Source organism: Natrinema zhouii (genome assembly GCF_013456555.2).
Classification (GTDB): domain Archaea; phylum Halobacteriota; class Halobacteria; order Halobacteriales; family Natrialbaceae; genus Natrinema; species Natrinema zhouii.
In genome coordinates, this window is record NZ_CP084884.1 from 30,818 (window position 1) to 57,260 (window position 26,443).

16 protein-coding genes and 8 pseudogenes are annotated in these 26,443 nt (G+C 53.7%); 13 read left to right on the forward strand and 11 right to left on the reverse strand.

Features of this window, described 5'->3' with window-relative positions; genetic code table 11:
• The first annotated feature begins 16 nt into the window (after positions 1–16).
• From HYG81_RS42545 to HYG81_RS42565, 5 genes and pseudogenes are all read left to right on the forward strand, one after another.
• Positions 17–1,189: pseudogene (locus HYG81_RS42545) on the forward strand (IS701 family transposase).
• A 77-nt stretch (positions 1,190–1,266) separates the two neighbouring features.
• The gene (locus tag HYG81_RS42550) at positions 1,267–2,031 is read left to right on the forward strand and encodes an IclR family transcriptional regulator (RefSeq protein ID WP_226778429.1); all 765 of its coding nucleotides are present in this window, start codon (positions 1,267–1,269) and stop codon (positions 2,029–2,031) included.
• Positions 2,032–2,566: 535 nt separating this feature from the next.
• Positions 2,567–3,694, forward strand: coding sequence for an acyl-CoA dehydrogenase family protein (locus tag HYG81_RS42555; RefSeq protein WP_226778430.1), 1,128 nt, complete (start codon positions 2,567–2,569; stop codon positions 3,692–3,694).
• Between the two features lie 57 nt (positions 3,695–3,751).
• Positions 3,752–4,935: pseudogene (locus HYG81_RS42560) on the forward strand (CaiB/BaiF CoA transferase family protein).
• A 160-nt stretch (positions 4,936–5,095) separates the two neighbouring features.
• A pseudogene (locus tag HYG81_RS42565) lies at positions 5,096–5,884 on the forward strand (enoyl-CoA hydratase/isomerase family protein).
• A gap of 468 nt (positions 5,885–6,352) precedes the next feature.
• On the opposite strand, the gene HYG81_RS42570 reads toward HYG81_RS42565, so the two are convergent.
• The 5 genes and pseudogenes from HYG81_RS42570 to HYG81_RS42595 all read right to left on the reverse strand — a co-directional run bounded on the left by HYG81_RS42570 (position 6,353) and on the right by HYG81_RS42595 (position 12,241).
• A complete protein-coding gene (locus HYG81_RS42570; protein WP_226778431.1) occupies positions 6,353–7,114 on the reverse strand; it encodes an IclR family transcriptional regulator in 762 nt (253 codons plus the stop codon).
• Positions 7,115–7,446: 332 nt separating this feature from the next.
• Positions 7,447–8,709 (reverse strand): ABC transporter substrate-binding protein, encoded by a 1,263-nt coding sequence (locus tag HYG81_RS42575; RefSeq protein ID WP_226778432.1) that lies wholly within the window; start codon positions 8,707–8,709, stop codon positions 7,447–7,449.
• 637 nt (positions 8,710–9,346) lie between these two features.
• A pseudogene (locus HYG81_RS42585) lies at positions 9,347–10,612 on the reverse strand (IS4 family transposase).
• 208 nt (positions 10,613–10,820) lie between these two features.
• Positions 10,821–10,978 (reverse strand): annotated as a pseudogene (locus HYG81_RS42590) (IS6 family transposase); the annotation flags it as partial.
• An 18-nt stretch (positions 10,979–10,996) separates the two neighbouring features.
• Positions 10,997–12,241 (reverse strand): Zn-dependent hydrolase, encoded by a 1,245-nt coding sequence (locus HYG81_RS42595; RefSeq protein WP_226778433.1) that lies wholly within the window; start codon positions 12,239–12,241, stop codon positions 10,997–10,999.
• Between the two features lie 152 nt (positions 12,242–12,393).
• Here HYG81_RS42595 and HYG81_RS42600 point away from each other — a divergent pair, with 152 nt between their 5' ends.
• The 5 genes from HYG81_RS42600 to HYG81_RS42620 all read left to right on the forward strand — a co-directional run bounded on the left by HYG81_RS42600 (position 12,394) and on the right by HYG81_RS42620 (position 17,393).
• The gene (locus HYG81_RS42600) at positions 12,394–13,386 is read left to right on the forward strand and encodes a branched-chain amino acid ABC transporter permease (RefSeq protein ID WP_226778434.1); all 993 of its coding nucleotides are present in this window, start codon (positions 12,394–12,396) and stop codon (positions 13,384–13,386) included.
• Positions 13,379–14,491: a branched-chain amino acid ABC transporter permease gene (locus tag HYG81_RS42605; protein WP_226778435.1), complete on the forward strand. Its 1,113-nt coding sequence runs from the start codon at positions 13,379–13,381 to the stop codon at positions 14,489–14,491. Before HYG81_RS42600 ends, HYG81_RS42605 begins: the two co-directional genes overlap by 8 nt.
• Positions 14,481–15,827 (forward strand): MmgE/PrpD family protein, encoded by a 1,347-nt coding sequence (locus HYG81_RS42610; RefSeq protein ID WP_226778436.1) that lies wholly within the window; start codon positions 14,481–14,483, stop codon positions 15,825–15,827. The genes HYG81_RS42605 and HYG81_RS42610 overlap by 11 nt, the downstream gene beginning before the upstream one ends.
• Positions 15,828–15,903: 76 nt before the next feature.
• Positions 15,904–16,638: an ABC transporter ATP-binding protein gene (locus HYG81_RS42615; RefSeq protein WP_226778437.1), complete on the forward strand. Its 735-nt coding sequence runs from the start codon at positions 15,904–15,906 to the stop codon at positions 16,636–16,638.
• The gene (locus HYG81_RS42620; RefSeq protein WP_226778438.1) at positions 16,635–17,393 is read left to right on the forward strand and encodes an ABC transporter ATP-binding protein; all 759 of its coding nucleotides are present in this window, start codon (positions 16,635–16,637) and stop codon (positions 17,391–17,393) included. Before HYG81_RS42615 ends, HYG81_RS42620 begins: the two co-directional genes overlap by 4 nt.
• A gap of 108 nt (positions 17,394–17,501) precedes the next feature.
• Here the strand turns inward: HYG81_RS42620 and HYG81_RS42625 are convergent, their stop codons facing one another.
• On the reverse strand, positions 17,502–18,884 hold the full coding sequence (locus HYG81_RS42625) for a dihydroorotase (RefSeq protein WP_226778439.1): 1,383 nt from the start codon (positions 18,882–18,884) through the stop codon (positions 17,502–17,504).
• Positions 18,885–19,036: 152 nt separating this feature from the next.
• The gene (locus HYG81_RS42630; RefSeq protein ID WP_226778440.1) at positions 19,037–20,014 is read right to left on the reverse strand and encodes an LLM class flavin-dependent oxidoreductase; all 978 of its coding nucleotides are present in this window, start codon (positions 20,012–20,014) and stop codon (positions 19,037–19,039) included.
• Between the two features lie 281 nt (positions 20,015–20,295).
• On the opposite strand from HYG81_RS42630, the gene HYG81_RS42635 reads away from it, so the two are divergent.
• A complete protein-coding gene (locus HYG81_RS42635; RefSeq protein ID WP_226778441.1) occupies positions 20,296–20,961 on the forward strand; it encodes an isochorismatase family protein in 666 nt (221 codons plus the stop codon).
• Between the two features lie 158 nt (positions 20,962–21,119).
• Positions 21,120–22,120 (forward strand): IS630 family transposase gene (locus HYG81_RS42640; protein WP_226778442.1). Its coding sequence is split into 2 segments (ribosomal slippage): positions 21,120–21,612 and positions 21,612–22,120, totalling 1,002 coding nucleotides; the frame shifts between segments, so codons are not numbered across the junction.
• Between the two features lie 9 nt (positions 22,121–22,129).
• Here the strand turns inward: HYG81_RS42640 and HYG81_RS42645 are convergent.
• The 3 pseudogenes from HYG81_RS42645 to HYG81_RS42655 form a co-directional block, all read right to left on the reverse strand.
• Positions 22,130–23,155 (reverse strand): annotated as a pseudogene (locus HYG81_RS42645) (IS4 family transposase); the annotation flags it as partial.
• Between the two features lie 115 nt (positions 23,156–23,270).
• Positions 23,271–23,792: pseudogene (locus HYG81_RS42650) on the reverse strand (helix-turn-helix domain-containing protein); the annotation flags it as partial.
• Positions 23,793–23,841: 49 nt separating this feature from the next.
• Positions 23,842–23,943 (reverse strand): annotated as a pseudogene (locus HYG81_RS42655) (transposase); the annotation flags it as partial.
• Between the two features lie 384 nt (positions 23,944–24,327).
• Here HYG81_RS42655 and HYG81_RS42660 point away from each other — a divergent pair.
• A complete protein-coding gene (locus tag HYG81_RS42660; protein ID WP_226778443.1) occupies positions 24,328–25,095 on the forward strand; it encodes a tyrosine-type recombinase/integrase in 768 nt (255 codons plus the stop codon).
• On the opposite strand, the gene HYG81_RS42665 is transcribed toward HYG81_RS42660, so the two are convergent.
• Positions 25,092–26,390 carry an IS4 family transposase gene (locus HYG81_RS42665; RefSeq protein WP_226778444.1) on the reverse strand — a complete coding sequence of 433 codons (1,299 nt, stop codon included), beginning with the start codon at positions 26,388–26,390 and terminating at the stop codon, positions 25,092–25,094. The two genes, HYG81_RS42660 and HYG81_RS42665, sit on opposite strands and share 4 nt — an antisense overlap.
• Positions 26,391–26,443: the final 53 nt, after the last annotated feature.

Consider the following 26,443-nt stretch of genomic DNA (forward strand, 5'->3'; position numbering starts at 1 on the left):
AGCGTGTGAAAGGTGGATGCTGCCGATAACGTCGTTCCTATCATGTACTGAACCAATCGACCAATTCGAGTGTTTCTCGACGCGGCAAAAACACCACGCCAAAACCTACGTGACAGGTCTTGTTGCGGCCAGCAACAAGACCGTTCAAGGCATCTCGAACATCGTTCTCCCGGCCAAGAGCGAACGTGCTTTGAACAAGTTCCTCACCGAGTATGACTGGGACGAAGATCAGCTCAACAGAGAACGCCTCGCGCTGCTCCAACAAGCCGATGACACGAGATGGAGCAGTGAAGGTGTCGTCATCATTGACGACACCTTCACGCACAAAACGGGCAAGAAAAACCCTCACGCAGGGAAATACTACGACCACGGTATCCACAGCTACATCTGGGGACAGAACATCGTCTACGCACTCTACGCCGATGAGAAAACCACCTACCCACTAGGCTTTCGCCTCTACAAGAAAAACGACAAACGTCGCGTTGAACTCGCTATCGAACTCGTTGACGAACTCATCGAGATAGGTGTCCGCCGGGACACCTATCTCTTTGATATGTTCTACAGTACCGAGGAGTTCGTCACCCATCTCGAAGAGTATGAGAAGGAATGGGTTTCAGCCGTCAAGAGTGATACACGCGTCAGCTATGGCGGTGACCGAATCCGTGTCGATGCGCTCAGCCAATGCATCGACACAGTCCCACGAACCGTTAACGGCGACATCTACCACATCTGGATACAGAAACGTGATGTCGGTCGTCTTGGAGAAGTGAAGCTCCTGATCACTGAGAAAGAATCAAGCGATGAAGACGAGGAACCGAGCGTGATGTATATCGTGTCGAACAAAATCGACGCACCGGCAAGCCATCTCATCGAGTTGTACGCGATGAGATGGCGAGTAGAGACGTTCTTCAGAGACACCAAGCAGGACCTTGGTTTTGGCGACTGCGAGTTACGGCACGCCGCAGGTGCCAGTCGGCACTGGCACCTGCTGATGCTGGCCTACAGTCTCCACAAGTTCGGTGCTGCACATAGCGCCCTTGGAACGATTCTCGGACACGCGAGTTCACTCCGAAACGACGTCAAACGATCCTTTCGTGAAAGCGTTCAGAATCCTCTCTAGTGGGCACTGACCAGTCCGTACCGCAGCATCGACGAGCTAATGCACCAGATCGACGGCATGTTCGTCTAACGTGCGAAGTCAAGTAACTAAACATGGCCGTTTCTCCAGAGGCGAACTTTAAATAGTAGGCGCTGTGGATAACAGGTATGGAATTCGATCACTCGAACATCAGGGCGGTGGAAATCAGCCTTGAAATAATCCGACAACTCGTAGAACTAGACGGGGCTCGAGTAACCGAAATTGCAGAGGAACTAGACATCGCACCGAGTACGGCCCATAACCATCTGCAGACACTCCTAAACAACGGGTTCGTGATCGACGAGGGAAGCGTCTACTATCCCAGTCTCGAGTTCCTCCACGTCGGGGAATACGCTCGCCAGCGGAAGATCGGATATCGGAAGGCCGAACAGCACGTGAAGGCCCTCGCCGAGGAGTCGGGCGGCCGGACGCACTTCACCATTTTAGAACACGGTCACGGACGGTACGTCTACACTAAAACTGGGGACCTCGCCGTTGAGACGTTCTCCCGATACGGCAGTCAGTTTCCGCTTCACGTAACTGCGGCCGGCAAGGCGATACTCGCCGAACTGCCGGACTGGCGGGTTCAGGAGATCGTCGATCAGCACGGATTAAAGGCATTGACGGACCAGAGTATTACCGACGAGGAAGAACTGTTCGCGGAGTTGGAGGCGACCCGTGAACGCGGCGTCGCGTTCAACTTCGAGGAACACAACGAGGGAATCAGCGCGGTTGCAGCGTCGGTACAGGAACCCAACGGCTCGCTCCTCGGTGCGTTAACGATCTCCGGCCCGGCCCAGCGGTTCAAGGGTGGCCTCATCCGTGAGGAGTTTCCTGACCTCCTCCTCGCGAGGGTGAACGAACTGGAACTAGACATCGTCTATTCGAACTAAGCATATACATGCATACTGTTGTAAAGGACCGCGCTCGACGCACCGTCAAAAATCATAGAAGTGTGGCTATAAAAACACGCGACAGATATTCGAACTAATCATATACGAACGTGCCAGTGTAAACGGTTGTAATTGATTTTCACTATCAGTTACACCCATATCACTGTCAAATTCACTGCCAGATTTCTGGTCCAATTATACATCCGCATGGGGGTAAAGGCATGACCTACGTCTGCAGATTTAGCCTTACATGTGACAGATATTAGCAATGGTATGATCCGGTTCCGTGCTTCGGCAGAGCAAAAACTTGGTGATACGGATTATTCGTACAGCACGATAACTACCAATCATATTAGCGGCTAATATTCAGTATTTGCGCACATTCGATTCATATCGACCCTGATTTGCTGATACCTCGAACGCCATCCCTGGAAAAATACTTCCGCCCGTAGTAAGGATCCGTACTGGTAAATCCTGAGCAAACCAAGGTCGCAGTACCCAAACACTCAAATGGAATCCATCCGACCTTCTGAACATGGACTTTCGACGATCCGATGAACAGGAGTTGATATACCAGGCAGCAATCGACATCGCGACAGACCAATTCGCGGAGAAGGCGTTCACTTGGGAGGACGAGTTCCCGTACGAGAATCAGAAGATTCTGGCGGAACAGGACCTTCTCGGGATCGGTTTACCGATGGAGTACGGCGGCGGCGGCTACTCAGTCGTCGAAGTTCTCATCGCGCAGGAGGCAGTCGGACGCGTCTGCCCCGACACCGCACACATCCTCTCGCGATCATCAATGGGACCGCCGCGGGCGATCGCGGAACTGGGAAGCGAGTATCTCAAGGAGAAGTACCTCTCGGCCGTCTGCGACGGGAACTCAATCATCTCCGTCGCAATCTCGGAAGCTGAGGCGGGATCCGACGCTAGCAACATGCAGACGAGTGTCGAGCGCGACGGTGACGAACTTATCCTAAACGGCAGCAAGATGTGGGTAACCAAGGCGGCCCAGTGCGACGCGTTCCTCGTTTACGCGCGGTTCCCGGACGACAACATCGGTGCGATCGTCGTCGACAAGGACACTGATGGCCTCACGCTTGACGACGGCTCGGTCAACATGGCCGGCCACGTCCAACACCAGCTGTACTTCGATGACTGCACCGTCCACGAAGACCAGGTATTAGTCCACGAGAAGGACGCGTTCAAGCGGCTGCTGATCGAGTTCAACGTCGAGCGGTGCCACAACGCCATGATGTGCGTCGCCTGCGGTCTCAATGCGTTCGACAAGGCCCTCGACTACGCGAAGAACCGGGAACAGTTCGATCAGCCGGTCGCCGACTTCCAGGGGATCGAGTGGAAGTTAGCCGATATGGCGATGGAACTCGACGCCTCCCGGCTACTGATCTACCGTGCGGCCGCTAATGCCCGCGAGAGCGATCCCTCGCGACTGGAGACCTCGATGGCGAAAGTGAAGGCCAACGAGGTCGGCCAGGAAGTGGTCGACGAGTCAATGCAGATCCACGGTGCGAACGGCTACATGAAGGATTCGCCGATCGAGTACCTCTACCGGTGGGTGCGTGGGTGGAAGATCGCCGGCGGGACGGTTGAGGTCCAGCGGAACGCGATCGCCAGCGAACTGAAGAAGTACGGACTTGACTGAGTCCCGTCCGGGCATCGGGTAGATACTTTTTTGACCCCGGGCCGGCCTATACCAGGTATGCGCCAACCGCTTAGTGGAGTCAGAGTACTAGATCTCGGTCAGATTTACCAGGGGCCATATTGCGGAACAATCCTCTCCTACCTTGGTGCTGACGTTATCAAGGTCGAGCCACCGTGGGGCGAGAACATCCGAACGCGCACCGAAGACGGCAACCCCCCCAGTACCAGTACCTCAATCCGAACAAGCGCGATATAACGCTCGACTTCAAGTCCGAAGAGGGAAAAGAGGCTCTCCATCGGCTGGCCGAGAAGGCTGACGTCGTCATCGAGAACTACTCGACCGGGACGATGGACTCTCTCGGGCTGGGCTACGACGATCTGAACGAGGTAAACCCTGAACTCGTCTACGCTCATGGATCCGGATACGGCGACGACGGCCCGTACGCTGACTACCCCGCGATGGACCTGACTGTTCAGGCGATGAGCGGCGCGATCCACACGACCGGCTTCCCCGATCAGAAACCGGTCAAAGCTGGGCCGGCGATCGCCGACTTCTTCGGCGGGATTCACCTCGCCGTCGGTGTTGTGGCCGCGCTCTTCGAACGGGAGTTTACCGGCGAGGGCCAGTACGTCGAAGTGGGGATGTTCGACTGCCTCTATCCGACGCTCGCCTCACCGGTTTCGTCGTGGGTCTCCCAGAACGACGCGCCACCGCGAACGGGAAATAAACACTCTGGCCTCGCAATCTCCCCATACAACGTCTACGAGGTCGAGAACGGGTACGTCGCTGTCATCTGTATCAGCAAACACCAGTGGGAGAGCCTCGCGCGGCTTATCGGCCGCGAGGACATGGTTGGGGATGATCGGTTCGGCTCGAAGTACAAACGCGCCCAGCACATGGATCTGATCGACGGTGCGATTGAGGACTGGATGGAGGGGAAAGAGAAAGACGCGGTCGTCGAGACGCTCCTCGAGCGGGACATCCCCTGCGCACCGGTCCAGACGGTCGAGGAGATCGTCGACGATCCCCACCTCAAGCACCGCGAGATGCTCAACTACGTGCCGAACCAAAGCGAAGGTCGCGACGAGATCCCTATCCCCGGGATGCCGATCAAGTTCTCCGGGAGCGAGAGTCCGGAGGTCGAACCCGCTCCCGAACTCGGCGAGCACACGGAAGAGGTGCTCACGGAGCTCGCCGGTTACTCCGTAGAGGAGATCGCGCGACTGCAGGCCGACGACTGACCGACCGCAACCGTTGCGGACCGGACGTCAACGGGGGTGCGACCACCACTGACTGACGATCGCGACGTGGCTGTAACGGGCGGCCGACCGTAGGCAGTCGCGTCCGTCTCGACGAACGGAACGGCAATTTTCATAAGGACTCCCATCCCCGTGTGTGATAATGCCGTACAATAAGATCGACTACGATATCGTAGACGGCCGTGCGGAGGTCTTCATCGACCGCCCTAACATCATGAACGCTTTCGACGAGGAGACACTGCTAGAACTCAACGAGGCGTTACAGGATGCGATGACGGACGACGACGTGTACGTCGTCCTGCTCTCGGGGCATGGCCGAGGGTTCTGCAGTGGTGCGGACGTGACCTCGATGGACGGCCGCGACGATCGAGAGAAGAAACACCTGTACGGCTCGCACCTCTGGCTGGTACAGAACGTTGATCGCCTCCTCTACTTCGGACAGAAGCCAACAATCGCGGCGGTCAACGGGCCGGCGGTCGGTGCCGGTTGTGACTTCGCGCTCGCGTGCGACATGCGAGTCATGGACGACGACGCCTTCCTCCGCCAGTAGTTCGTGAATATCGGTCTGGTCCCCGGCGACGGAGGCGCGTGGCTGTTACCGCGACTCGTCGGTGAGAGCAAGGCTAAGGAACTCATTCTGACCGGTCGCGACATCGATGCCGACGAGGCTGAGGTTCTCGGTCTGAGCGTCGAGACCGCCACCGACGGCGACGTCGTCGAGCGCGCCAGGGACCTCGCGAACGAACTCCGCGACAAACCGGCGCTCGCCATGCAGAACACCAAACAGCTCATCGACACGAGCCAGAGCTTCGAGGACTACACCCAGGCCGCGCTCGAGGCTCAGTGGAAGTGCGTGAACGATCCGGAGCATACGGAGGCCGTCGACGCCGTCATCGAGGGCCGGGAACCGGCGTTCGATCGCGACTACTGAATGGAGAGTTCCGTGATACCGCATTCACCGATCGAGTCCGTGAGACGGTGGATCCGCTTCTGAGCATGTACGGTCGATCCTGGGTTCGCGGCCGTCTAGGTACCGTACAGACGATTTCCGCGAACTGCGCCAGGGGGGACGAGGATAGATCCTGCTCAGCGTCGCCCGGGGATGGCTCCTCTTGATGGGGGCTCGAATTATCTTTCCAGCGATGCTACCGCTGTTCCGGGAGGAAGAGGTTCTCTATTCCAGAGAATAGAATTATAATTCTGCTCTGCGTAATAGTGCTTGTCGATCAGTTATACTCAACCAATCAGGTACCATCGTTAGGACAGATCACACTACTAGATCAAGATAATAAGTATATTACAATAGTATGGCTGTAAAAGAATCTGTGGTGGTCAAACAGGTGCTAGGATTCTGTCTCTGATTCCATAGATTAGAATTATAATTCTGCTCTACGGAATGCTACTTGTAGGTTGCCTTCACGCCTAATATCGTAGCGATGTCGCTAACGAGGTCTGGGTAGGTTTCGCGATACTGCTTACCCTGAAATCGTGTTTTTGGCGCAGCGAGACTCACTGCCCCAATTGGGGTGCCGTCGTCAAGACAAATCGCGGCACCGACAGCCCTGATCCCGTGCATTTCCTCTTCGTCATTGAAGGCGTATCCACGTTCACGGATTCGTTCGATTTCTTCAAAGAGGACTTCCCGCTCACTTATGGTATTCTCAGTAACTGCTGGGAGTCCCTCAGCATCCAAAATCTTCTCAATACGGTCGTTCGAGAGCGCAGCGAGGTATGCCTTTCCAGAAGCAACTGTATGCAGATATACTTCCTTCCCTAGGTGAGAGTCAGTTGTGATTGCCTGCTCACCTTCGGTTTGGTAGATGTAGATACCTCGGTTGTTCTCTTCAACCATAACTTGTGCTCGTTCCCCCGTCTCTTCGACCAGATCGCCTACTTCCGGTTTGAGCACAGAGTACAGTGGATACTCGGTGCGAGCGTTTTCAGCGAGATCAAGAAACCGTAGACTCAACCGATATGCACCGTCCGACTCGGAGACATATCCAAGCTTCTGAAGAGTGGAGAGATGACGATGGATCGTACTCTTAGGTCGATCGAGTGTCTCTTCAAGCATGGAGAGAGTGACCGTCTCTAACTTCTTTATCTGCTCAAGGATAGCAAACGAGGTTTCCGTACACCGAAGGACGTTAGGATCTTGGTCCATAGTAGTTGAGGACGCGGCTTACTACTATAAAGCCTGTGTCGGACGAATGAACTTGGGGTCCACTCTGTGAAACGTTGCGCAGAATAGGATAAATAAATGACAAAACCCTACATCAGATATTACTGCTAATTATGGGGATACTAGATGTTATTTGGTGAGGTAACGATTCATTCGATCAAGTATTCTGGGAGACGTGAGTAGCTAAATCGAAACAATATATATATATACTAATATAAATAGGTGGTTTTTAATACCTATATGGATTGGAATCATCAAATAGGATATTCAGTGGAGAATAAACACATCTGAGTTCGTCGACTTTCCTAGTGACGTTACGTTTCGTTGGGTTCGACAACTGGTTCGACTTCTTGGTAGTCCTCGGGGTAAACAACCTTAACATCGCCATCCCGAACTTGGTTAATCGCGGCTAACGCGTGAGCGTTCTCGCCGTTGTCCTCGAACTCAATACCTTCAAGTGCAAGAGGCGTCTCATCGCTGTCCATCTGGGTCTCTGCGATGGCGTCGTTCAAGGCGTCGGAATCTTTTGTCCCTGCTCGCTCTACTGCGTCGAAGATCACCTGACAGGCTGCCCAAGCGAGTCCTGCCTCCGGCGTTGCCGAGCGGTCGGCGAAGTCGGAGTACTCTTGGCGGAACTGGTCTGTAAAGTCATTGGCAGGGTTCAAAGCATAATTCGCGTCCATAATCCCCTCGGCGGGCTCACCGATGTTCTCGATAGCATCAGGATTGACAAGTGGTGTACTAGCCGATCCACTCAACCAAGTCGGTCGCCAGTTGAGGTTCTCAAGTGCATCGAAAAACATCGCTGCGTCCTGTTCGTACCCAGACAGACAAATACAGTCTGGATCTGCTTCTCGGAGGCGTGCCACCTGCGCGTTCGCATCGTTCTGGTCAAGGGTGATCGCAGTAGATTCAACCATTTCGAGGTCGTTCTCGGGGCCGAACTCATTCTCAAGGTATTCGTTGATCTCCGCCCCGTAAGCGTTGTCGATATAGTAGTGCCCGTAGGTTTCAATCTCGTATCCGGCATTCCGAATTAGCTCTGGGTAGTACCGAGCCCAGTCACGGGCAAAGTGGTATGTAGTTGGCTGGAGCCGATAGACATAGTTCATATCGCGACCCTTTAGAACCTGGTCAGTCGCCGCGACGGACACGACAAATGGGACCTGTGCCTGTTCGGCTGTTGCGGAGGCAGCGATTGTAGAATCAGAGTTGAAACAACCCGTCACGACGTCAGCACCGTCGTTGATAAGTTGCTGGGTTACTTGTCCAGCCATTTCCTGAGCTCCCTCATTGTCTCCCTGAAGCACCGAAACCTCCGCACCGTCTAATGCTTCAATGCCGCCTTCTTCGTTTTTTTGTTGTGCGGCTAGTTCTATGGCCTGAGTCATCGTCTCGCCAGTGTAAGAGAGCGATCCTGATAGTGGATGATTTGATCCAATGACAAATTCCTCACCAGATCCGCTGTCACCCACACAGCCAGCGAGACTAACTGCCGTAGCGACTCCACCATACTTAATGTATCGCCGTCTGCTGTAGCTAGGGCCACGAAGCCCAGAAGTGTTATCTTCTACCATACGAAAAGAAAATGGTCTGCCCTATATATAAATTTTGGGATGTCTGGTATTTTGTAACCGTTTGGAGGAACAACATCTATAGATTCTATTAGCACTGTCTGAGGGTGTTTGAGAAGCGAGCAGGTCGTAGTGAGTGGTGTTAATCTCACCTCCAAACCTACTTGAAAAACCTTAGTCGTAGATTTTGATGAAATTGAGGAGAACGAACGCGTACCAACAGTGTTCTGGATGTGACTCTATTCGATAGGACTATCGGTTTGAGAATTTGTTGAATTGGTCGAATTACTCAGTGTTAACCGTTTTCACGGCACAATTTGGAACTGGATACACATGTTAGCAGACGCTCAGAGCAACCCGCTGATGTCCACGAGAGCGGAGTTCTCGTGGTGCCTATCAGAACACTCTGCGTTCTGAGGACGGTGGAGTTATCGCAAGTCGCGGTCAATGAGAAATAGATCGAGGTCGATGGCGAGGAAAATAGTTGTACGCTACGATCGACACACAATTGCAGTTCCTGCTGGAAATCGACGTGTTCAGCCGCCGCGGGATTGACCCCGCGGCGGCGTTCCTACATTTTTACTGAGGAACATAAACTCGACGAGACAAAGTCCCTCATCCATTCGTCTTTAGCTAAGACTCACACCGGTTGTGTGGCGGTAACGAGCGTCTCTTGTAACACTGGTCGGTGCTGGTGGATCTTCTGTGCGTCTTCGATCAGTCGATCGAGCAGCGGTGGCGGTGAGTAGCCAAGACACTCGCCGAGTTCGTGAAGGATGAGCTGAGCGTGCGACCGGAAGGTCGCCGCCCAGCGTTCTGGCGGAAACACGATCTCATCGTCCGCCTGTTCGGTGACCAGATCAAGCAAATCACGACTTACCAGCAGTGACAGCAACGCCGCGTACAGCAGAATTTCGACAACATGCTTCTTCGTCGTGTCGAACTCGTCCAGTTCATACTGCGTCTTCAACTCACGGAACAACAACTCTACCTCCCACCGACAGCGATAGATCGTGGCTAGATCTGACGGTAGGAACTCGTCTCTCGGCAGATTTGTGATATCTAGGTGGTAGTCGTCGGCGTCCTCCTTGCGGACGCCAACGACGCGGAACCGCTTCGTATCGCATGATTGCGTTCCTCCGTATGGTCTTCGGTCAAATGCTACTTCGACTTCCACGTCGATGTACTTGCGGTGCAGATCATCCACAACATCGTGGATCTGCTCACCTTCTAAGGGAATGGCGCGGCCGCGCCATTCCCGTAATTCCCCCGTTACGACCGGGTTTGCACTCTCTTTCAGCCGACTCACAAAGTAGCCGTTGTTCTCATCGATCAACGCAAAGCGGCGGTACTTAAAGTAGGCTCAATCGAAAAGAACGAGCCGGTCTTCGAGCCACGATCCTGTGTTAAACAACGTGCTGTCGTGCGTTTTCTCGTTAGCAACGTTGAGCCGTTCTATCGTCTGCTCAGTGGCATTGTGGTGCAGGTGGAGCCTTGCTCCAGCCTGCTCCTCTTTCCGGGCTTCGTATTCCTCGGAGAGAAATTCGTGCAACCGCAGGACAGTTCCATCAGCGATCATCACGTCCCTGAATCGGTCGATGTCGGCGTTACTGGTGTCAGGGACAGCGACCTCGTCGAGCACGGCCTCGACGAGGTCGCGGAAGTACTCTGCAAGAGACGGTGTCAACCGGTGATAGAACCCGCCGGGAGAGATTGTCTCGTCGGCTGTGGAGTTGTAGCTGTGTCTGAAGCCAGCGAGTGTTCGGCTCTCGCCTGCGGCGAAGCCGAACACGAATGCCCAGACGAAGGCAGGAATCTGGAGTTTGCGGTCGCGTTCGACCACGCTGAGTTCCTCAGCGTGCTCTTCGAGGAACTCGGAGGGAAACAGTGTAGTGAGCCGACGCATAATCCGAGATGAGGAGGTTTTGGTGTGCACAGCCGTTGCCTCCTCACTCCTTTCGAAAAGTAGCCTCGATAAGTCGCCACTGTCACGCGATCTGTCTCCTAACTAAAGACAGATGGTCTCTCATCAATGCTAGGGTTATCAGACTACCCTCATTCGCCACAACTTGTGTGGTCAACTATAGCGACCGAAACCATGTCAAAAGGTACTGCTAGTTCAGTACCTCCTCAACAGGTGTTCGATCATTGAGAGCTTGATTTGATCGATCATGGTTGTAGTAGTGTCTGAACCGTCTGAGCCAGCGGCGAGTGCTGCTGGACTATCCTGCCGGAACGAGTGAAAGTGATCCATCTGTATTGAGACAGTCCGTGTTACGAGCGATGCTGATTACTTAGCTATAGTTGCGAGACCTTCAGCGAGAACTTGGGTCGCTGTCGCACAGTCTTCCCAGTCAGTCCACTCCAGTGGATTGTGTGAGATGCCGTTTTCACTAGGAGCGAACAATAGCGCCGCGTCTGTTAGTTCAGCAACATTTATCGTGTCGTGACCCCCTCCAGAGTGGAGGTTAATTGTCTCGATACGAGCGGCTTCGGCGCCACCGTGGAGTGCGTCTCGACAGTGGTCAGACATGGGTGTAGGCGCTTGGTCTCGGTACCGATCAAGCGACGTTTCGATACCGCGTTCGCTCTCAAGCCTGGTAAGGCTCCTGCGTGCCTGGGCGACCAGCTTGTCCATCACGTGATGTTCGACGGCCCGAAAATCAGTCCGGATTCTTACACATTTTGGCACGACATTTCGAGCATTGGGTTCATTTATCAACGAGCCTACTGTTCCTACGGCCGTTTCGTGGGTAGTCCGTGCGAGTTCGGTCGCGGCCTCCTCAACGTCTAGGACGAACTCACTGGCGGCAGCCATGGCATCTGTTCGCTCATCCATTGCAGTCGAGGCATGATCAGCGTCGCCAACGATTTCAACCTCGCAGTTGGTCAGCCCATTGATCGCGGTGACAACGCCCGCTGCAACATCCGCTTTCTCAAGGCGTCTTCCTTGCTCAATGTGGAGTTCAAAGAAAGCTTCCCAGTCTTCTGGATTGATTGTCTCGCTACCACGATACCCGATTCGATCGAGATATTCAGCAAGGCTTACGCCGTTGTCATCTTCGAGAGCGAGTACCTCCGTTTCGTCTCGCAGCCCACAAGCGACAGACGACCCAAGTAAGCCTACGTCAAATCGGCCGCCTTCCTCTTCGGTAAACGCAACTACCTCGATAGGTCGATCAGGCTTGATGCGACTTTTCTGGATCGCCCGGACGGCTTCTAGGGCACCGTAGACTCCTAGCGGACCATCGAATATTCCACCCTCGGGAACGGAATCAAGGTGGCTCCCAGCGGCAACTGGCGCTGCATTGGGATTTGCGCTCTCTGCCACCCACCGACCACAGATATTTCCGACTGCATCGACTCGGACATCCATGTCTGCCATTTCCATCCGCTCATGAAGGTACGAACGTACATGTTTGTCTGCCTCAGAGCCTGTCAGTACGGTTCGACCATGGCCGTCTTTGACATCTATTGCCCCGAACTCTGCGTTACGCTCCAAATCGTGGCGGAGTCGCTCCTGATTAACCTCCATCTCGACCGAAAGTGGTAGATCCGCGGTAAAAGTCGTTACGGATACATTGACGTAGATAGTGTTGGTGTCAGGTTGGTAAATCTCCGTCGAAGAGCAGGTACCTCAACAGGGAAAGTATTTTGTTTGTTCCCAATTCACATCTACCCGGAAACATGATCGTTCGCACTTTCGACCAGGGATTCGTGGATACAGCTGGTGGGGTACTCCTCCAATCCGGCTTCTTGAACCGGATGGTAGAACCCATACAGAACCTTATCACAGACGTTGTGGCACTTGATCCCGTTTTGTTGCAGTTGCTGATATTTGGGGTCTTACTGGGTGGGGTCTATGCGCTTGCAGCGCTCGGGATGACGATTATCTTTGGCGTTATGGACGTGATTAATTTCGCCCACGGTGCCTATATGGCCGTTGCCATGTACGTTGTCTGGTGGGTGTCGAGCAACGCCGGAATCTCTCCATTTATCGCAATACCGCTGGCTACCGGTGTCGTCTTCCTGCTCGGCATGGTGACGCATGTAGCCCTCATTGAACCAATCATCGACAGGGAGGCACAGAGCCACTTGCTCGTGACATTCGCCGCTGCATTGATTATTGAATCTGTGCTTCAGATCGTCTTCCAGCCGGATCCGAGGTCCCTAGATATCTCTTTGGGTCGATCGGAGGTGCTTGGGGCCGGGATTCCACATATCCAGCTCGTAGCGCTCCTGCTAGCAGTGACTGCTGTTGTTGCTGTGTGGCTGTTCCTCTATCGAACTCGCTTAGGTCGGGCAATTCGAGCAACAGCCGACAGTCGCGAGGACGCCCAGTTCGTTGGAATCAACGTACCCCGGATTAACTCGCTAACATTTGGTCTAGGCGCGGGGCTTGCTGGCCTTGCTGGCGGTGCGGTTGCTCTCTTTCGACTGTTTGATCCATTCGTCGGGACAGAACAGTACTTAGCGTTAGCATTCGTTATCGTCGTCCTTGGGGGTCTGGGATCGTTATACGGCGCCCTCGCCGGTGGATTCATAATAGGTATAGTTCATAATTTCTCGGCGTTCTACATGCATGGGTCGAGCTACGATATCGTCATCATGATGATATTTATCGTTGTCCTCCTAGTGAAACCAGAAGGCCTGTTTGGTAGTGAGGTGACCAATGAGTAACCGTAACTCGCTGGAGATACCATTCCAGAGTTGGTATCGCCGCTTTGCTGGTCAGTGGTACATGCCGATGGTCAAAGCCATCGTTGGCTTCAGTCTCATTGCGGTGCTACCGCTTCTGCTTGACCTGTCTATTCTCGGCGTCTCACTGGCAGATTTCTTCAGTATTGAAATCTTGATTGTAACACTAATGTTCGCGACTATGAGCCAAGCATGGAATATCATGACCGGATTTACCGGTTACTTCTCGTTCGGGCATGCAACGTTCTTCGGTATCGGCGTCTACATTAACCTGAAACTGCTGATTGACTACGGGATTAATCCTTGGATCGGCATGCTGGTTGCAGCGACATTCGCTGCACTCATTGGGATATCTATCGGTTATATCACCTTTCGGTTTGACCTGCAGGGGCACTATTTCGCACTCACTACGTTAGCGTTCGCGCTCCTGTTCTGGGCCTTAGCGCGTAATATGACCGAATTTGGCGGATCACAAGGGCTTTTCCGGCCTTTCGCTCAAGAATATGCAAGTGGGTCAGGGCTTCTGGCCTTCCAGTGGAATGGACAACTTCCGTACTTTTATCTTATCCTCGTGTTCCTAGTCATTGTGACCGTCGTAGCTTGGGCAATTAAGAACTCTGCCATTGGCGTCTATCTTTTCGCGATCAAAGAAGATGAGAAGGCAGCCCAAAGTCTAGGGATCCCCGTTTTCCGATACAAGATATTTGCAATCGGAACAAGTGCCTTTCTGACGGCTATTGTCGGCACATTCTGGTCGATGTTCTACATCACGGTTACGCCTCAGTCCATCTTCCAAATGGACCGGAACTTAGAGATTCTCTTACCAGCGGTCATCGGCGGACTGGGAACCATCGCTGGCCCGATTGTGGGTGCTATCGTAGTATTCCCGTTCAGCGAGATAATACGACAGACATTTGGAAATATCGCTGGATTCGACCGGATCATCTACGGGTTAGCAATCATCTTCATTGTCCTTTACAGTCCGCGTGGAATAGTCTACTGGCCCAAGCGATTCCAGACGGTTTGGACATGGTTATCTCGTACCCTCAACACTGGTTCAGCTCTGGAGGAATCCGATGACCAATAGTGACCCAACGGTCACCCTCGCGCAATTCGTAACAAACCTCGAGTACGAGGCGATACCTGCGCAGGTTCGTGACCGAAGCGGACTTGTCGTCGCGGACACTATTAGTGCAATTATCGGTGGCAATACGTTGCCTAATGTCGCCCGGTTGGCCGACCTCGAGAGCAACTCCAATCCGGGAGACGCAACTATCCTGGGAACTTGCCAATCGGCAGCCTCAAGCCACGCAGCGATGGTCAACGCAACGGGCGGGACAGCACTCGAACTCGACGAAGGCCATAAGTTCGCTGCTGGACATCCGGCAATCCACGTCCTCCCAGCCGTCCTCGCTGAGGCTGAGATTACTGGGGGAGCCAACGAGGCGTTCGTGACGGCCTTTATTGCTGGCTACGAGGTAGCGACCCGAATCGCCCGAGCTTGCGTCCCACTCGATAAAAGCTATCATATGCACGGACTATGGGGAACTGTGGGGACGGCTGCTAGCCTTGCATCCTACCGGGGACTCGACATTCAGACGACAGCAGATGCAATCCGAATGGCTGCTAACCACGCCCTCCATACACGCTTCGAGACAGCCCTTGAGGGAGCGACCGTCCGGAATACGTATGCGGGCGCGAGCAACCTCGCAGGACTGTTGGTCCTTAATCAGGCTGAGGCGGGATTTACCGGCCTTGAAAACGGAATCCAACGTCACCTCAGCCGCGTCAGTCAGGACTTCGACGCCGCACCTATCACCGACCGTCTCGGGGATCACTGGGAGATTGAGCGTGGCTACTTTAAGCGCCACGCGGCTTGTCGGTATACGCATGCACCGATTGACGCCATGATAACACTTGATGAGCGCCACGATTTCGACCTAACTGACGTGGATTCAATCCGAGTCGAGACCTACGAGACGGCGGCACAACTTACCTCAAGCCGACCACGAAACCCGCTCCAGGCAAAATTCTCTATTCCCTTCGCCGTCGCGACTGTTCTCGTCCACGGTCACTCCGGAAAACAGGCCTTCACGGCCGGGGCTCTCAACGAAGAAACATTTGACCTCGCTGACCGCGTTTCTGTCGTCGCCACAGACGAGTTAACAGCCCGTGTTCCCCAACAGCGAGGTGCGAAGGTTACGGTCATCTCCGAAGATGGCGATGAGTTGACGGAGTACGTCCAGCAGGCTGCGGGCGGTATGGACAACCCCTTTGACGAGACCGACATACGTGCCAAGTATAATTGGCTTGTTGAACCCACGCTTGGCAGCGATGGTGCAGCTGCCCTTTGGCAGGCCGCAAGGAACCCAGCAAACACCAGTCCGAAGACGATCTGTCAGCTTGCTATTCCTGAGTCATAGCCAACGGGAATTGATCCAATCTCCTGTACGGAACGATGGCGAACATTTTTGGGAGATGGAATGATATAGTAAGTCAATGCTGCTGGAAACGTCAGATCTAACCAAGCGGTTCGGAGCCATTACTGCGAACGACAGAGTCGATCTGTCGGTCGAACGCGGAGAAATTCGCGGAATCATCGGCCCGAATGGTGCCGGCAAGTCAACGCTGTTCAACGTTATCACCGGGTTCCACGAACCTGACGCGGGGACAATTAACTTCGATGGAACCGACATCACCGGGCTTTCGCCAGCTGAGGTCACCCAGGAGGGGCTATGCAGAACCTTTCAGATCACTTCTCCGCTGGAGGATATGAACGTCTATAAGAACTTGCTCGCAGCCTATACTCCGGGTTTTCGGATTCCAGAGTGGAAACGCGAGCGGGCTGATGAGATCCTCGAGTTACTAGAGATTGAACACGAGCGGGAGACGAAAGCCGGAGATCTCAGCGGCGGACAGCAGAAACTCCTTGAACTTGGCCGGGTCCTGATGCTTGAACCCGAGTGCATTATGCTCGACGAACCGACTGCGGGTGTCAACCCCGCTCTCCAAGAGCGGATCCTTGAGTACTTAGGCCACGCTAATGAGTCTGGAACAACACTAATAATCATTGAGCATGATATGAAAGTCATCAGTGAAATCACCGACACGGTCACTGTTTTCGACCAAGGATCGATCATTGTAGAGGGCCCCTTCAACGAGGTCAAGAATGATCCCCAAGTTCGTGAAGCCTATCTTGGGAGTGACACCGACGGGATGGAGGCTTTGATATGAGTTCAGAAAACGTAGGTTTCCACAGTAACCTGACTGAGGGCGACACGGCGAACTTTATAGGTGAAAACATCGTTACTGGCTACGGAAACCATACTGTTATTCACGACGTGAGTGTGGAAAGTCGCGACGGTGTGACGTGCATCTTCGGCCCGAATGGTTCCGGAAAATCAACGCTAATTAATACACTGAATGGCAGCGTTCCGACTTGGTCGGGTACGATCAGATTCGGTGATGAGGACCTCACCGACTTAGCACCTTACGAAATCGTTGAGCATGGAATCGTCACCCTGCCACAGGATGGTGGTCTCTTCCCGTCGTTGACCGTTGAAGAGAACCTCAAAGTTGGCGGCCACTCTCTGGCCGATAGCGATGTCGTTGCTGCCCGCATTGAAGACGTCTATGACTCAATGCCATTACTTAAAGAAAAACAAGATGCCAAGGCCGGGTCCCTCTCTGGGGGACAGCAGATGCTTCTAAGTTTCGGTCGGGCAACAATCCTGGATGCAGATATCTATCTGCTGGACGAACCCAGCGCTGGACTCTCTCCCGCGCTAGTTGACGACCTAATTGAGATGGTCGAACAACTGGTCGCTAACGGCTCACAAGTTGTCTTGGTTGAACAGAATGTCGAAGCCGCACTCCGAATTGCCGACTATATCTACATCCTAGCCCAGGGTGAACTGAAATTCGAGGGCACGCCAGAGGAACTCTCTGAGAAGGATCGCCTGCTTGATGTCTACCTTGGCATTGAGTGAATTGCCATCAGGGCTTAGTCACTATTCTTCGAGGTTTCGACTCTTTGAGACGAGTACTGACGAATACTGTAATGGAGTAAGAAAATTAAAATATATCTGTCTATTTAGTCAGATACTCCAATCAGGAATCTCCCGTTTGACAAACTCGCCGGTACCAGGATTGGCGACGAGTTCACCGTCGGCGACAACCTGGTTACCGCGAACGAATGTATGCATGACCGTGCCATTCACCTCGACGTCCTCATAAATTGTAACAGGGTCGTTCGATTTCTTATTAGCGGAGGAGATAGTTTTCGTCTGGTCAGGATCAAACACGACTACGTCAGCGTCCGTGCCAGGTTCCAAAGTTCCCTTCTGAGGCATTCCAAAGGTCTGAGCTGGGTTCGTACACATTGTTCGGACGAGGAAGGGGTATGAGTAATCACGTCGGTTGATTGCAACCTCGTGGAAGACGGGTAGACTAAACTGGAGACCGGTCGCACCGAAGGGGGCGTCCCACCAATCATCAGTCTTCTTAAACTCCTTGTAGTAGACGGAGTGATCCGTCGAGACGACAGAGAGCGTTCCCCGATCTAAATAATTGAACATTGCCTCAACATCATCTGCGGTCCGCAGCGGTGGGGCAATTAGCGGGAAATTCCCCAGTTCATCATGACGGGACCGATCAAAGATGGTATAATGTGTGCAAGTCTCCGCGCGGATAGAGCTCCCGTCATCTTGGAACTGGTCAATAACTGCAGCAGCCTTCTGACAGGAGGTATGTACGCCGTAGTACTTGACACCGGTCTCAATAGCCATCCTGACTGCGTCTTCGGCGGCCATTGCCTCAGCATAATCAGGGCGAGAATCTGGATAGTGGACTGCATTGCCCTTCCCCTCACGTTTCATTCGGTCTGTAATGGCCTTACAGACAGCGGGATCCTCGGTGTGGAGCGCCGCAACAGCATCGTGATCTGCGATATGACGGAAGGCTTCATGAATGAAGCCATTACCGACACCAATGTCGTAGGTCGATCGGAACATCTTGAAGGATGTGACGCCTGCGTCGATGGCTGCCTCGAGTTCATCAAATGTTTCCCTGTCTTCGCGGCGGAGTACACTATGAAGACTGAAGTCGACATAGGAATCCTCGCCTTTGGACTGTTTGTGGCGGATTCCTTCGATCAGTGGTGCGCCGGGTTCGGAGTTTGCTCGATCTTTTCCTTGGAAAGAAAAGTCGATGAACGTCGTTACACCACCTAATGCAGCCGCCGCGCTCTCTGCTTCGTACGTGCCGGCGCGGTTCTCAGGTACTTCGTCAATGTGGACATGGGGGTCAACAACGCCAGGCATGACGATTTTTCCAGAGGCATTGATCCGTTCGTTAGCTTCGGGAAGGGAATCTTCGGCACCGATAGCGACAATTTCACCGTCGTCGATAGCGATACTTTGGATCGATACATCGGTCGTTGTAACTACTCTACCACCAGTTATCACTGTATCGACTGGCATAGATATACGAACTGATGGTAAGGGTAAATAGATTATGCTATTTCCACTTCTAGTGCTGATCAGCGATTGAGAGTCAGATTACTCGGTGTTGAATCCAGTAACAGACAGAGAGAGATCCACACAACCAGACCTGACGGCTGACACGGTCAAGTCTAGGGGGCACAGACTCGGAGGAGGCGGCGCTGCTCAGTGAGACTAGCTCCTATTGGCGCTCGCACGATCGGGAGGTCGACACCGGCAGCCCTGATTGCTCCAAGTTCGTTTCTGACAGTTTCTGGTGACCCTGCGACGCCGACGAGATCGAGAAATGGTTTTGGGAGAGCATCTGCTGCGGTGGCTGTAGATGAGGCAGCCTTCGCTGCTGAGACGGACTCTTCAAAGCCAGCATCACTAGCAACCCGGTCATAGAAGCCAGGAATATCTCGCAGATAGGCAGCAACATGGTGAGCGATGCGGTCGTAGGCAGCCTCGGGGTCATCGTCAACCGATACGAGAATATACATCGCTACGTCAATGTCAGTAACATCGCGGCCGGCTCGTTCTGCACCCGTCTCAAGCCAAGATAGTCCTTCGTCAAGTTTCTCCAGTGGAAACAGGTTCGGGAGCCAGCCGTCAGCTACCTGACCAGTAAGCCGTATGTTTCCGGGGCCGAGCGCAGCGTTATAGATGGGTACTCTCTCTCGCACCGGCTTGAAGCCGTCCCAAAAGTGTGGTCGTTTGGGTGTGAAGAACTGGCCCTCGAAGCCTTCAGGGTCGCCTCGGAGGTACCGCCGAACAAGCTCTACGTACTCAGCCATGCGATCCAGCGGCTGGTTGAACTGCACACCGTGAAACTCTTCAACAACACCGGGATGAGCAACCCCAAGACCGAGAATTGCGCGCCCGTTCGAATGGTCATCTAGAGTGGCAATCGCCTGTGCAAGCGTTGCTGGCGACCGGGAGAAAACGTTCACGATGCCAGTCGCTAGGCCGATCTTCTCAGTGACAGTTGCCCAGCGTTCGAGTTTGCCGAAGGCCGTCCGTCCCTGTCCTTCAGCCGCCCAGACGCTCTCATAGTTGAGAGCTTCTGCAATACGAATGAGTTCAGAGTCGTCAGCGCGACCGAAGAGGACGCCAATTCGCTGGGTCATTTGTTCATTGGCCCTCTCCTTGCCCATGAATCTGCTTCGGCCAGATCGCTGACAAGATTCGATGACATGTGTTTTGATACTAACTGAACCATATAGAGTGAACAAGGCCACCTTGCAAAGAATTTGCGACTAGGAACAAGGTTCTCACTGGCTGGGCTTATAATTTGGTTCAGTTACCAGTTGATCAGGTTGCTGTCCGCTCCATTTCTCAAGCCGCGATCCATAGAAGCGAGGAACAGGTCTATTAGGGACAATTCCAAACAATAGAATAGACTCTTCAAATGACAGAGTATGTGTGGAAAGACCTCCTCACGGAGGAAGACGAACAAGTGATATCCAAGGCCGGTTACGACCAAGGTGGTGCATCTTCCTGGGAAACACGAGAACTTGGCGACAGTCCCTTGGTACTCGTCATTGATATGCAACGACTGATCGTTGGCGAAGACGAACCGATCCTAAATGCCGTTGAGTCACATCGAACAGCAATGGGAGAGATTGCCTGGGATGCAATCGATCGGATTGCTCCATTTCTCTCGACTGCCCGCGACCACGATATCCCCGTTGCGTATACACGACTCGTCCCGCCATCCTACGATGATCCCGACCATGAGGATCTAGCTATTGTTGACCCTGTTGCTCCTGAACCTGGTGATCCCATTATTAACAAGTCCCATGCAAGTGCTTTCTACGGAACTGACTTGTTGTCCCAACTAATTCGTCGTGATATCGATACACTCATCGTTGTTGGGAACTCAACGAGTGGTTGTGTCCGTGCGACAGTCGTCGACGCTCAGCAGCGTGGCTTCGACGTCGCGCTTCCACAAGAGTGCTTGTTTGATCGCATTGAGGCGAGCCATAAGATCGCCCTGTTGGACATGTGGATGAAGTATGCGAGCGTCCTTGAGTCCGAGGAAGTTGAGTCGTATCTCCAAACTATCAATAGTTGATTGCTCGTTTGCCAGGCAGTGTCTAGTTAGGCCAGTTTGAGAAGTGAGCAGGTCTGCGAGCATCATTCCAAACCAACTCTACGACCTGCTCACTTCTCAAACCGCGCTCACTATAGTAACCGTTAGAACTTTCCGCCCAAGGAATGTTACGTATACTAATGGACCATCTCGACGAAATCTCTGTCGAAGAACTTCAAGATGCTCTCGACAACGTCGAGAGAAACAAGCCGACACAGCGGTTACTAGCAGCAATTGCGTACAAAAACGGTGTGACACAGACCGAACTAGCAGAGTGGCACGACACTGGCCGACGAACAATCTACAGTTGGCTCAAGCGACTCGACACTGACGAGTCGCTTGAGCAGGCCGTTACTGATGCTCATAGATCTGGGAGAAAACGAAAGCTCTCGGAAAAAGAGCAAAAAGAATTCGAAGAAACTGTCCACGAATCACCAGCGAACGTTGGAGTTGACGCGCCGGCGTGGACGCCGGCGCTCGTCCAGCAGTATCTCAACGAAACCTACAATGTCGAGTACTCAATCCCGAGCTGCCGGCGGTTGCTCAAAGAAGCGGGATTGAGCTATCAAAAACCACGCCGTACAGCCGCTGAAGCAGATGCTGAGGAGGAAGAAACGTTCCGCGAGGAACTCAAAAAAAGCAGCGGGAGATGGACGCCACAGTAGTCTGTATCGATCAAACCAAGAAATCTGTGCAAGTTGAGCCGCGTGCCGCGTGGTTTCCGCGCGGCACGCGGCCGTCCGTCGAATTGTCTGGACAACGCGACTGGACGTGTTTGTTGGGCGCGATCACCGAGGACGGTGATCGCTTTTTCTCCCGGTTCGAAGAGTATGTCACCGCCGAACACGCAAGACATTTCATTCTCGCGTTATGCAAAGAGTTCGAAGACAATTTGATTATCGTGCTAGATGGTGCGCCGTACTTCCAGGCGTCGGCAGTCACGGACTTAGCGGTCCGCGACGACCTCGCCTTTGTCACGTTACCGGCGTACTCTCCTGAACTCAATCCAGTCGAGGAGTGCTGGAGACAACTCCAAGCCGATCTTAGCAATCGGTTCTTTGATTCACTTACTGAACTCACAATAGCAATCGACACCGCTCTTGACCAACTCTTTATTCCTAGAGTGAGCAATTACTTCTAATGTCTACTATAGCAGTGACAGCAACGCCGCGTACAGCAGTATCTCAACGACGTGCTTCTTGCTCATGGTAAACTCGTCCAACGAGTATTGCGTCTTGAGTTCGCAGAATAACAACTCAACCTCCCATCTGCAGCGGTAGATCGTCGCTAGATCTGCTGGTAAGAACTCTTCTCGCGGGAGATTCGTGATATATAGATGATAGTCGTCGGCGTCCTCGTTGCGGACGCCGACGACACGGAACGTCTTCGTGTCCCACGACTGCGTCCCTGCATACTCTCTGCGCTGGAATTCTGCTTCGACCTCGACATCGATATACTGCCGATAGAGGTCATCAACCACGTCGTGGATCTTCTCACCTTCCAAGGGAATAGCGTCGCCACGCCATTCCCGTAATTCTCTGGTTATCTCCGGATTCACGTTTGATTTGAGCCGACTCACGAAGTAGCTGTCATTCTCGTCAATCAGTGCGAAACGGCGGTACTTGAAGTACGCTTGATCGAACAGTACTAACCGGTCTTTGAGCCACGAACCTGTGTCAAACTCTGTGCTGTCGTGTGCTTTTTCGTCAGTGACGCTGAACCGGTCGATTGTCTGATCGGTGACGTTGTGGAGCAGGTGGAGCCGCGCTCCACCCTGCTTCCCTTTCCGTAGTTCGTACGCATCAGCGAGAAACCGATGTAACCGCAGGATCGTCCCGTCAGCGACCATCACGTCACGGAACCGGTCGAAATCTGCATCAACTGTATCCGGGACAGCGACCTTGTCGAGCGCGACCTCGACGAAGTCGCGGAGATACTCCGCGAGCGAGGGCGTCAGTCGCTGATAGAATCCGCCAGGAGAGATCGTTTCATCCGCTGTAGCGTTGTAGCTCCGTCTGAACCCAGTGAGTGTTCGGCTCTCACCTGCGGCGAAGCCGAACACGAATGCCCAGACGAAGGCAGGAATCTGGAGCTTGCGGTCGCGTTCGACCACGTCGAGTTCCTCGGCGTGCTCTTCGAGGAACTCGGAGGGAAACAGTGTAGTGAGCCGACGCATAATTCGAGATGTGGTGGCCTCTTGTTGCACACTTACCGCCTCCTCGTTCCTTCCGCAAACATACCTCGATAAGCCACCGCTGTCACGCGATTCGTCTCCTAACTAAAGACGGATGGTTGTGGGGAATATCATCGGAACCCTCGTCGAACGCGTCCGCGACGCGTTCGTCGAGAATCTCTTCGGCGTTCTCTGGCCGTGACGGACGTTTTGTCCGCGGAATTTCTTAAGAAAGACCGAGCTTCTCAAGGAAAACAGTGAGATAGACGGGATAGAACTTAACGTCGAATTCTTCGTTGATGAGGTGCTGTATCTCTTGTTTTTTCTAGGGTTGGCCGTCACGGAGTAGTTCAAGCAGATTCCCTTGTTGATCCTCGTTGAGCTTCGGGGGCCTGCCGTCCCCGAAGTTCGGCATCAGCAGTCTGAGCCCACCCTTATTCCAGCGACGAGCTCACCGAGTTCCCGTTGCAGAGGACCTGCCGACATCGTCGGCAGCGTCCTCCAACGTTGCCCCCTTGTAGACACGTTTGAGAAAGACCAGCCGCTCAGTCAGTTTCTCATCAGTAGACTCCGCAAGGAGTCGGTCGAGATCGTCCGACACATTAGTGAGGACGGTCTCTTTGCGGCGGGCTCCAGACATACCACTCTTTCCCGGTCGTCGCCTACATCTCTTTGCTTAAGCACTATAGGTCAGAATGGCAGCGAGGGCATTCGACGCCGTCACGCCAGCGAACCTGTTCCAGCAGGTCCGCTGCGAGTGATTCCGAACTGAACACATTTAACGGAATCATTCGTGTCGGACACCGCGCTAGCGGTGTCCTTGCCCTCTTTGGTTCGAGAACAGCAGCTGAACGGTATCAACAATCTCCTACAGAAGATCGATCTCAAAATAGTTGCCCGTGCAACAAGAATGGACATTAGAAGGTCGCTCTGAGTTCGTTCGTGGTCACTGCTCCAGTCAAAATCACGCATATTAGCCCGATAAGTGGCCTATAGGCTCAACTTCTGTCGCCGCAAGAAGATGTAGCACTCTACACTTTATAGAATACGATACTCTACCGTAGACCACTCGAGCATACCAAAAACAAGCGAATTAGGTCCCATTTATTCCACTTGTCTAAATACCAGTTTAACCAAGGGACTTTACGAGGGTCGATACTGTACCCCACATACGAATGTCTACTCCCAGCGAGAGACGGGCTAACTCCAAGGGGAAGACCGTCCAAGACGCGATCGAACGCTACCTCACCTACAAGATCCAAGCGGAAGGGTCACGGACTACGATGCGCTCGCCGCTTATGGGGTTTGCCGAGTTTTGCCGACGTGACCTCGGCCTCAAGGACATTGGAGATCTCGAGCCGGCGCACATCCGGCGATACAGCGAGGACCTATATGACCGAACCAAGATCGACGAGGAGATCTCGGCGTCGACGGCACAGACGTACTTCGCGTACGTCCGTGCTTTCCTGTCCTGGTGTGTTCGAGACCAACTCCTCGAGACGAACCCAGCGGACACGACCGAGGCGATGGATCCTCTTCCTGAGGACGACGGGAAGCGGAAAACGCAGTACTGGTCAGAAGACGAGCGCGAGCAGCTCATCAACTACGTCACCAAGCGCGTCGACATGGCGCTCGAAGGAACCATCCGGGTTGATCGAGAGACTGCATTCCGCGATAGAGCGATCGTCGTCATGCTCGATGGAACGGGGGCGCGTGGAGCAGAACTATTCTCGGATCCAAAGGACGAGAAACGTGATGGCCTCCGCTGGTCTGACGTCGATTTCGAAGAGCGGTCGATAGAGGTCTATGGGAAGTCACGAGACTATGAAACCGCACCGTTCCCCGAGAGCGTTCATGATGTCCTCGAGCGATGGCTCGGACTCCTTGATCCACCGACCGAGGAGTGGCCTGTTTTCCCGACCGGACCATCTGTGTTCGGTTAAGGCCATACCTCCGTGTTGAAGGCTTGAGCCACTCGTTTGTTCAAGGTGAGGCGTGATCTCTCTGGTTGGCGAGCCTCACGACGTACCAGTTCAGGAAGGTTCGGTGGTGGATGGCCGAGAGCAAGTGCGAGATCTGCAAGAACTGGCTGGGCGACGACCTTTCGGTCGGTCGCCCAGCGTTCTTCTGGATACTCAACGTCTGGTTCAATCTCCTGGAACATCGCTAACAAGGCTCTGCTGACCACAAGCGTCAGCAGAGCCGCCGTCACAAGCAACTCTGCAATCGCTTCATCACCTGTCTCGAACTTCTCTAGCCCGTACCGTGACTTCAACTCCCGGAACAGCAACTCAACCTTCCATCGCAGGCTGTAGAGCGCTGCTACTTGCTCCGGGGTGAACTCATCCGGGAGGTTCGTCACGTAGAGGTGGTAGTCGTCGGTGTCCTCGTTGCGGACACCGACGACGCGAAACTCAATGGTGGCTCGTGACCGCCGCTTCCCATACTTTCGGCGCTTGAACTCGAATTCACCGGTCACATCGATGTGCTTCCGCGTGAGCTTCGAGAGCTGGTCTTGGAGATGGGTTCCAGTCAAGGAAATGGCGCGCCCGCGCCATTTCCGTCGCTCGCCTACGATTCGTGGGTTGGCGTTCGCTTTCAACCGGCTCACAAAGTAGCCATCGTTCTCGTCGATCAACGCAAACCGCCGGTAACTGTAGAACCCCAGATCGAACAGAAATAGCCGCCCACGCAGCCAGTTTCCGGTACGAAACTGGCTGCTTTCGTGGGTTCGTTCGTCGGTGAGATCGAACTGTGCGAGTGTCCGCTTGGTCACGTTGTAGACGAGGTACAACTGCGCTCCGGATTGATCTTCGTGAGTCGCTGGAAACGCTGTAAGGAGCCGATGCAACCTGAACACGGTTGCATCGGCGATCATCGTGTCACGGAACTGGGTGAGTTGCGGTGCGATAGTGTGGGGAACCGCGACCTCCTCGAGCGCGTGCGCGAGGAGGTCGCTCAGGAGGTCACAGAACTCCGGCGTAAATCGGTCGTAGAAGCTGGAGCGGGCCACGGTTTGGTTAGTCGCAGTCTGATAGGCCCGCTGAAACGCGGCGATAGAGCGGGTTTCGCCGTCCACGGCGAATCCCAAGATGAGCGACCAGACGAGCATCGTGATGTCGATTTTCCGGTGACGTTCGACGGCATCGCGCTCGCGCGCGATACCTTCGATGAGGGCTGCAGGAAAGAGGGAAGTCAACCGACGGCGTATGAGTGTTGGAGAGAGTTCGGGTTTCACAACCTCTCTCTACGCGGTTTCTGAAGATAACCTCGTCAAGACGCTGGCGTCTG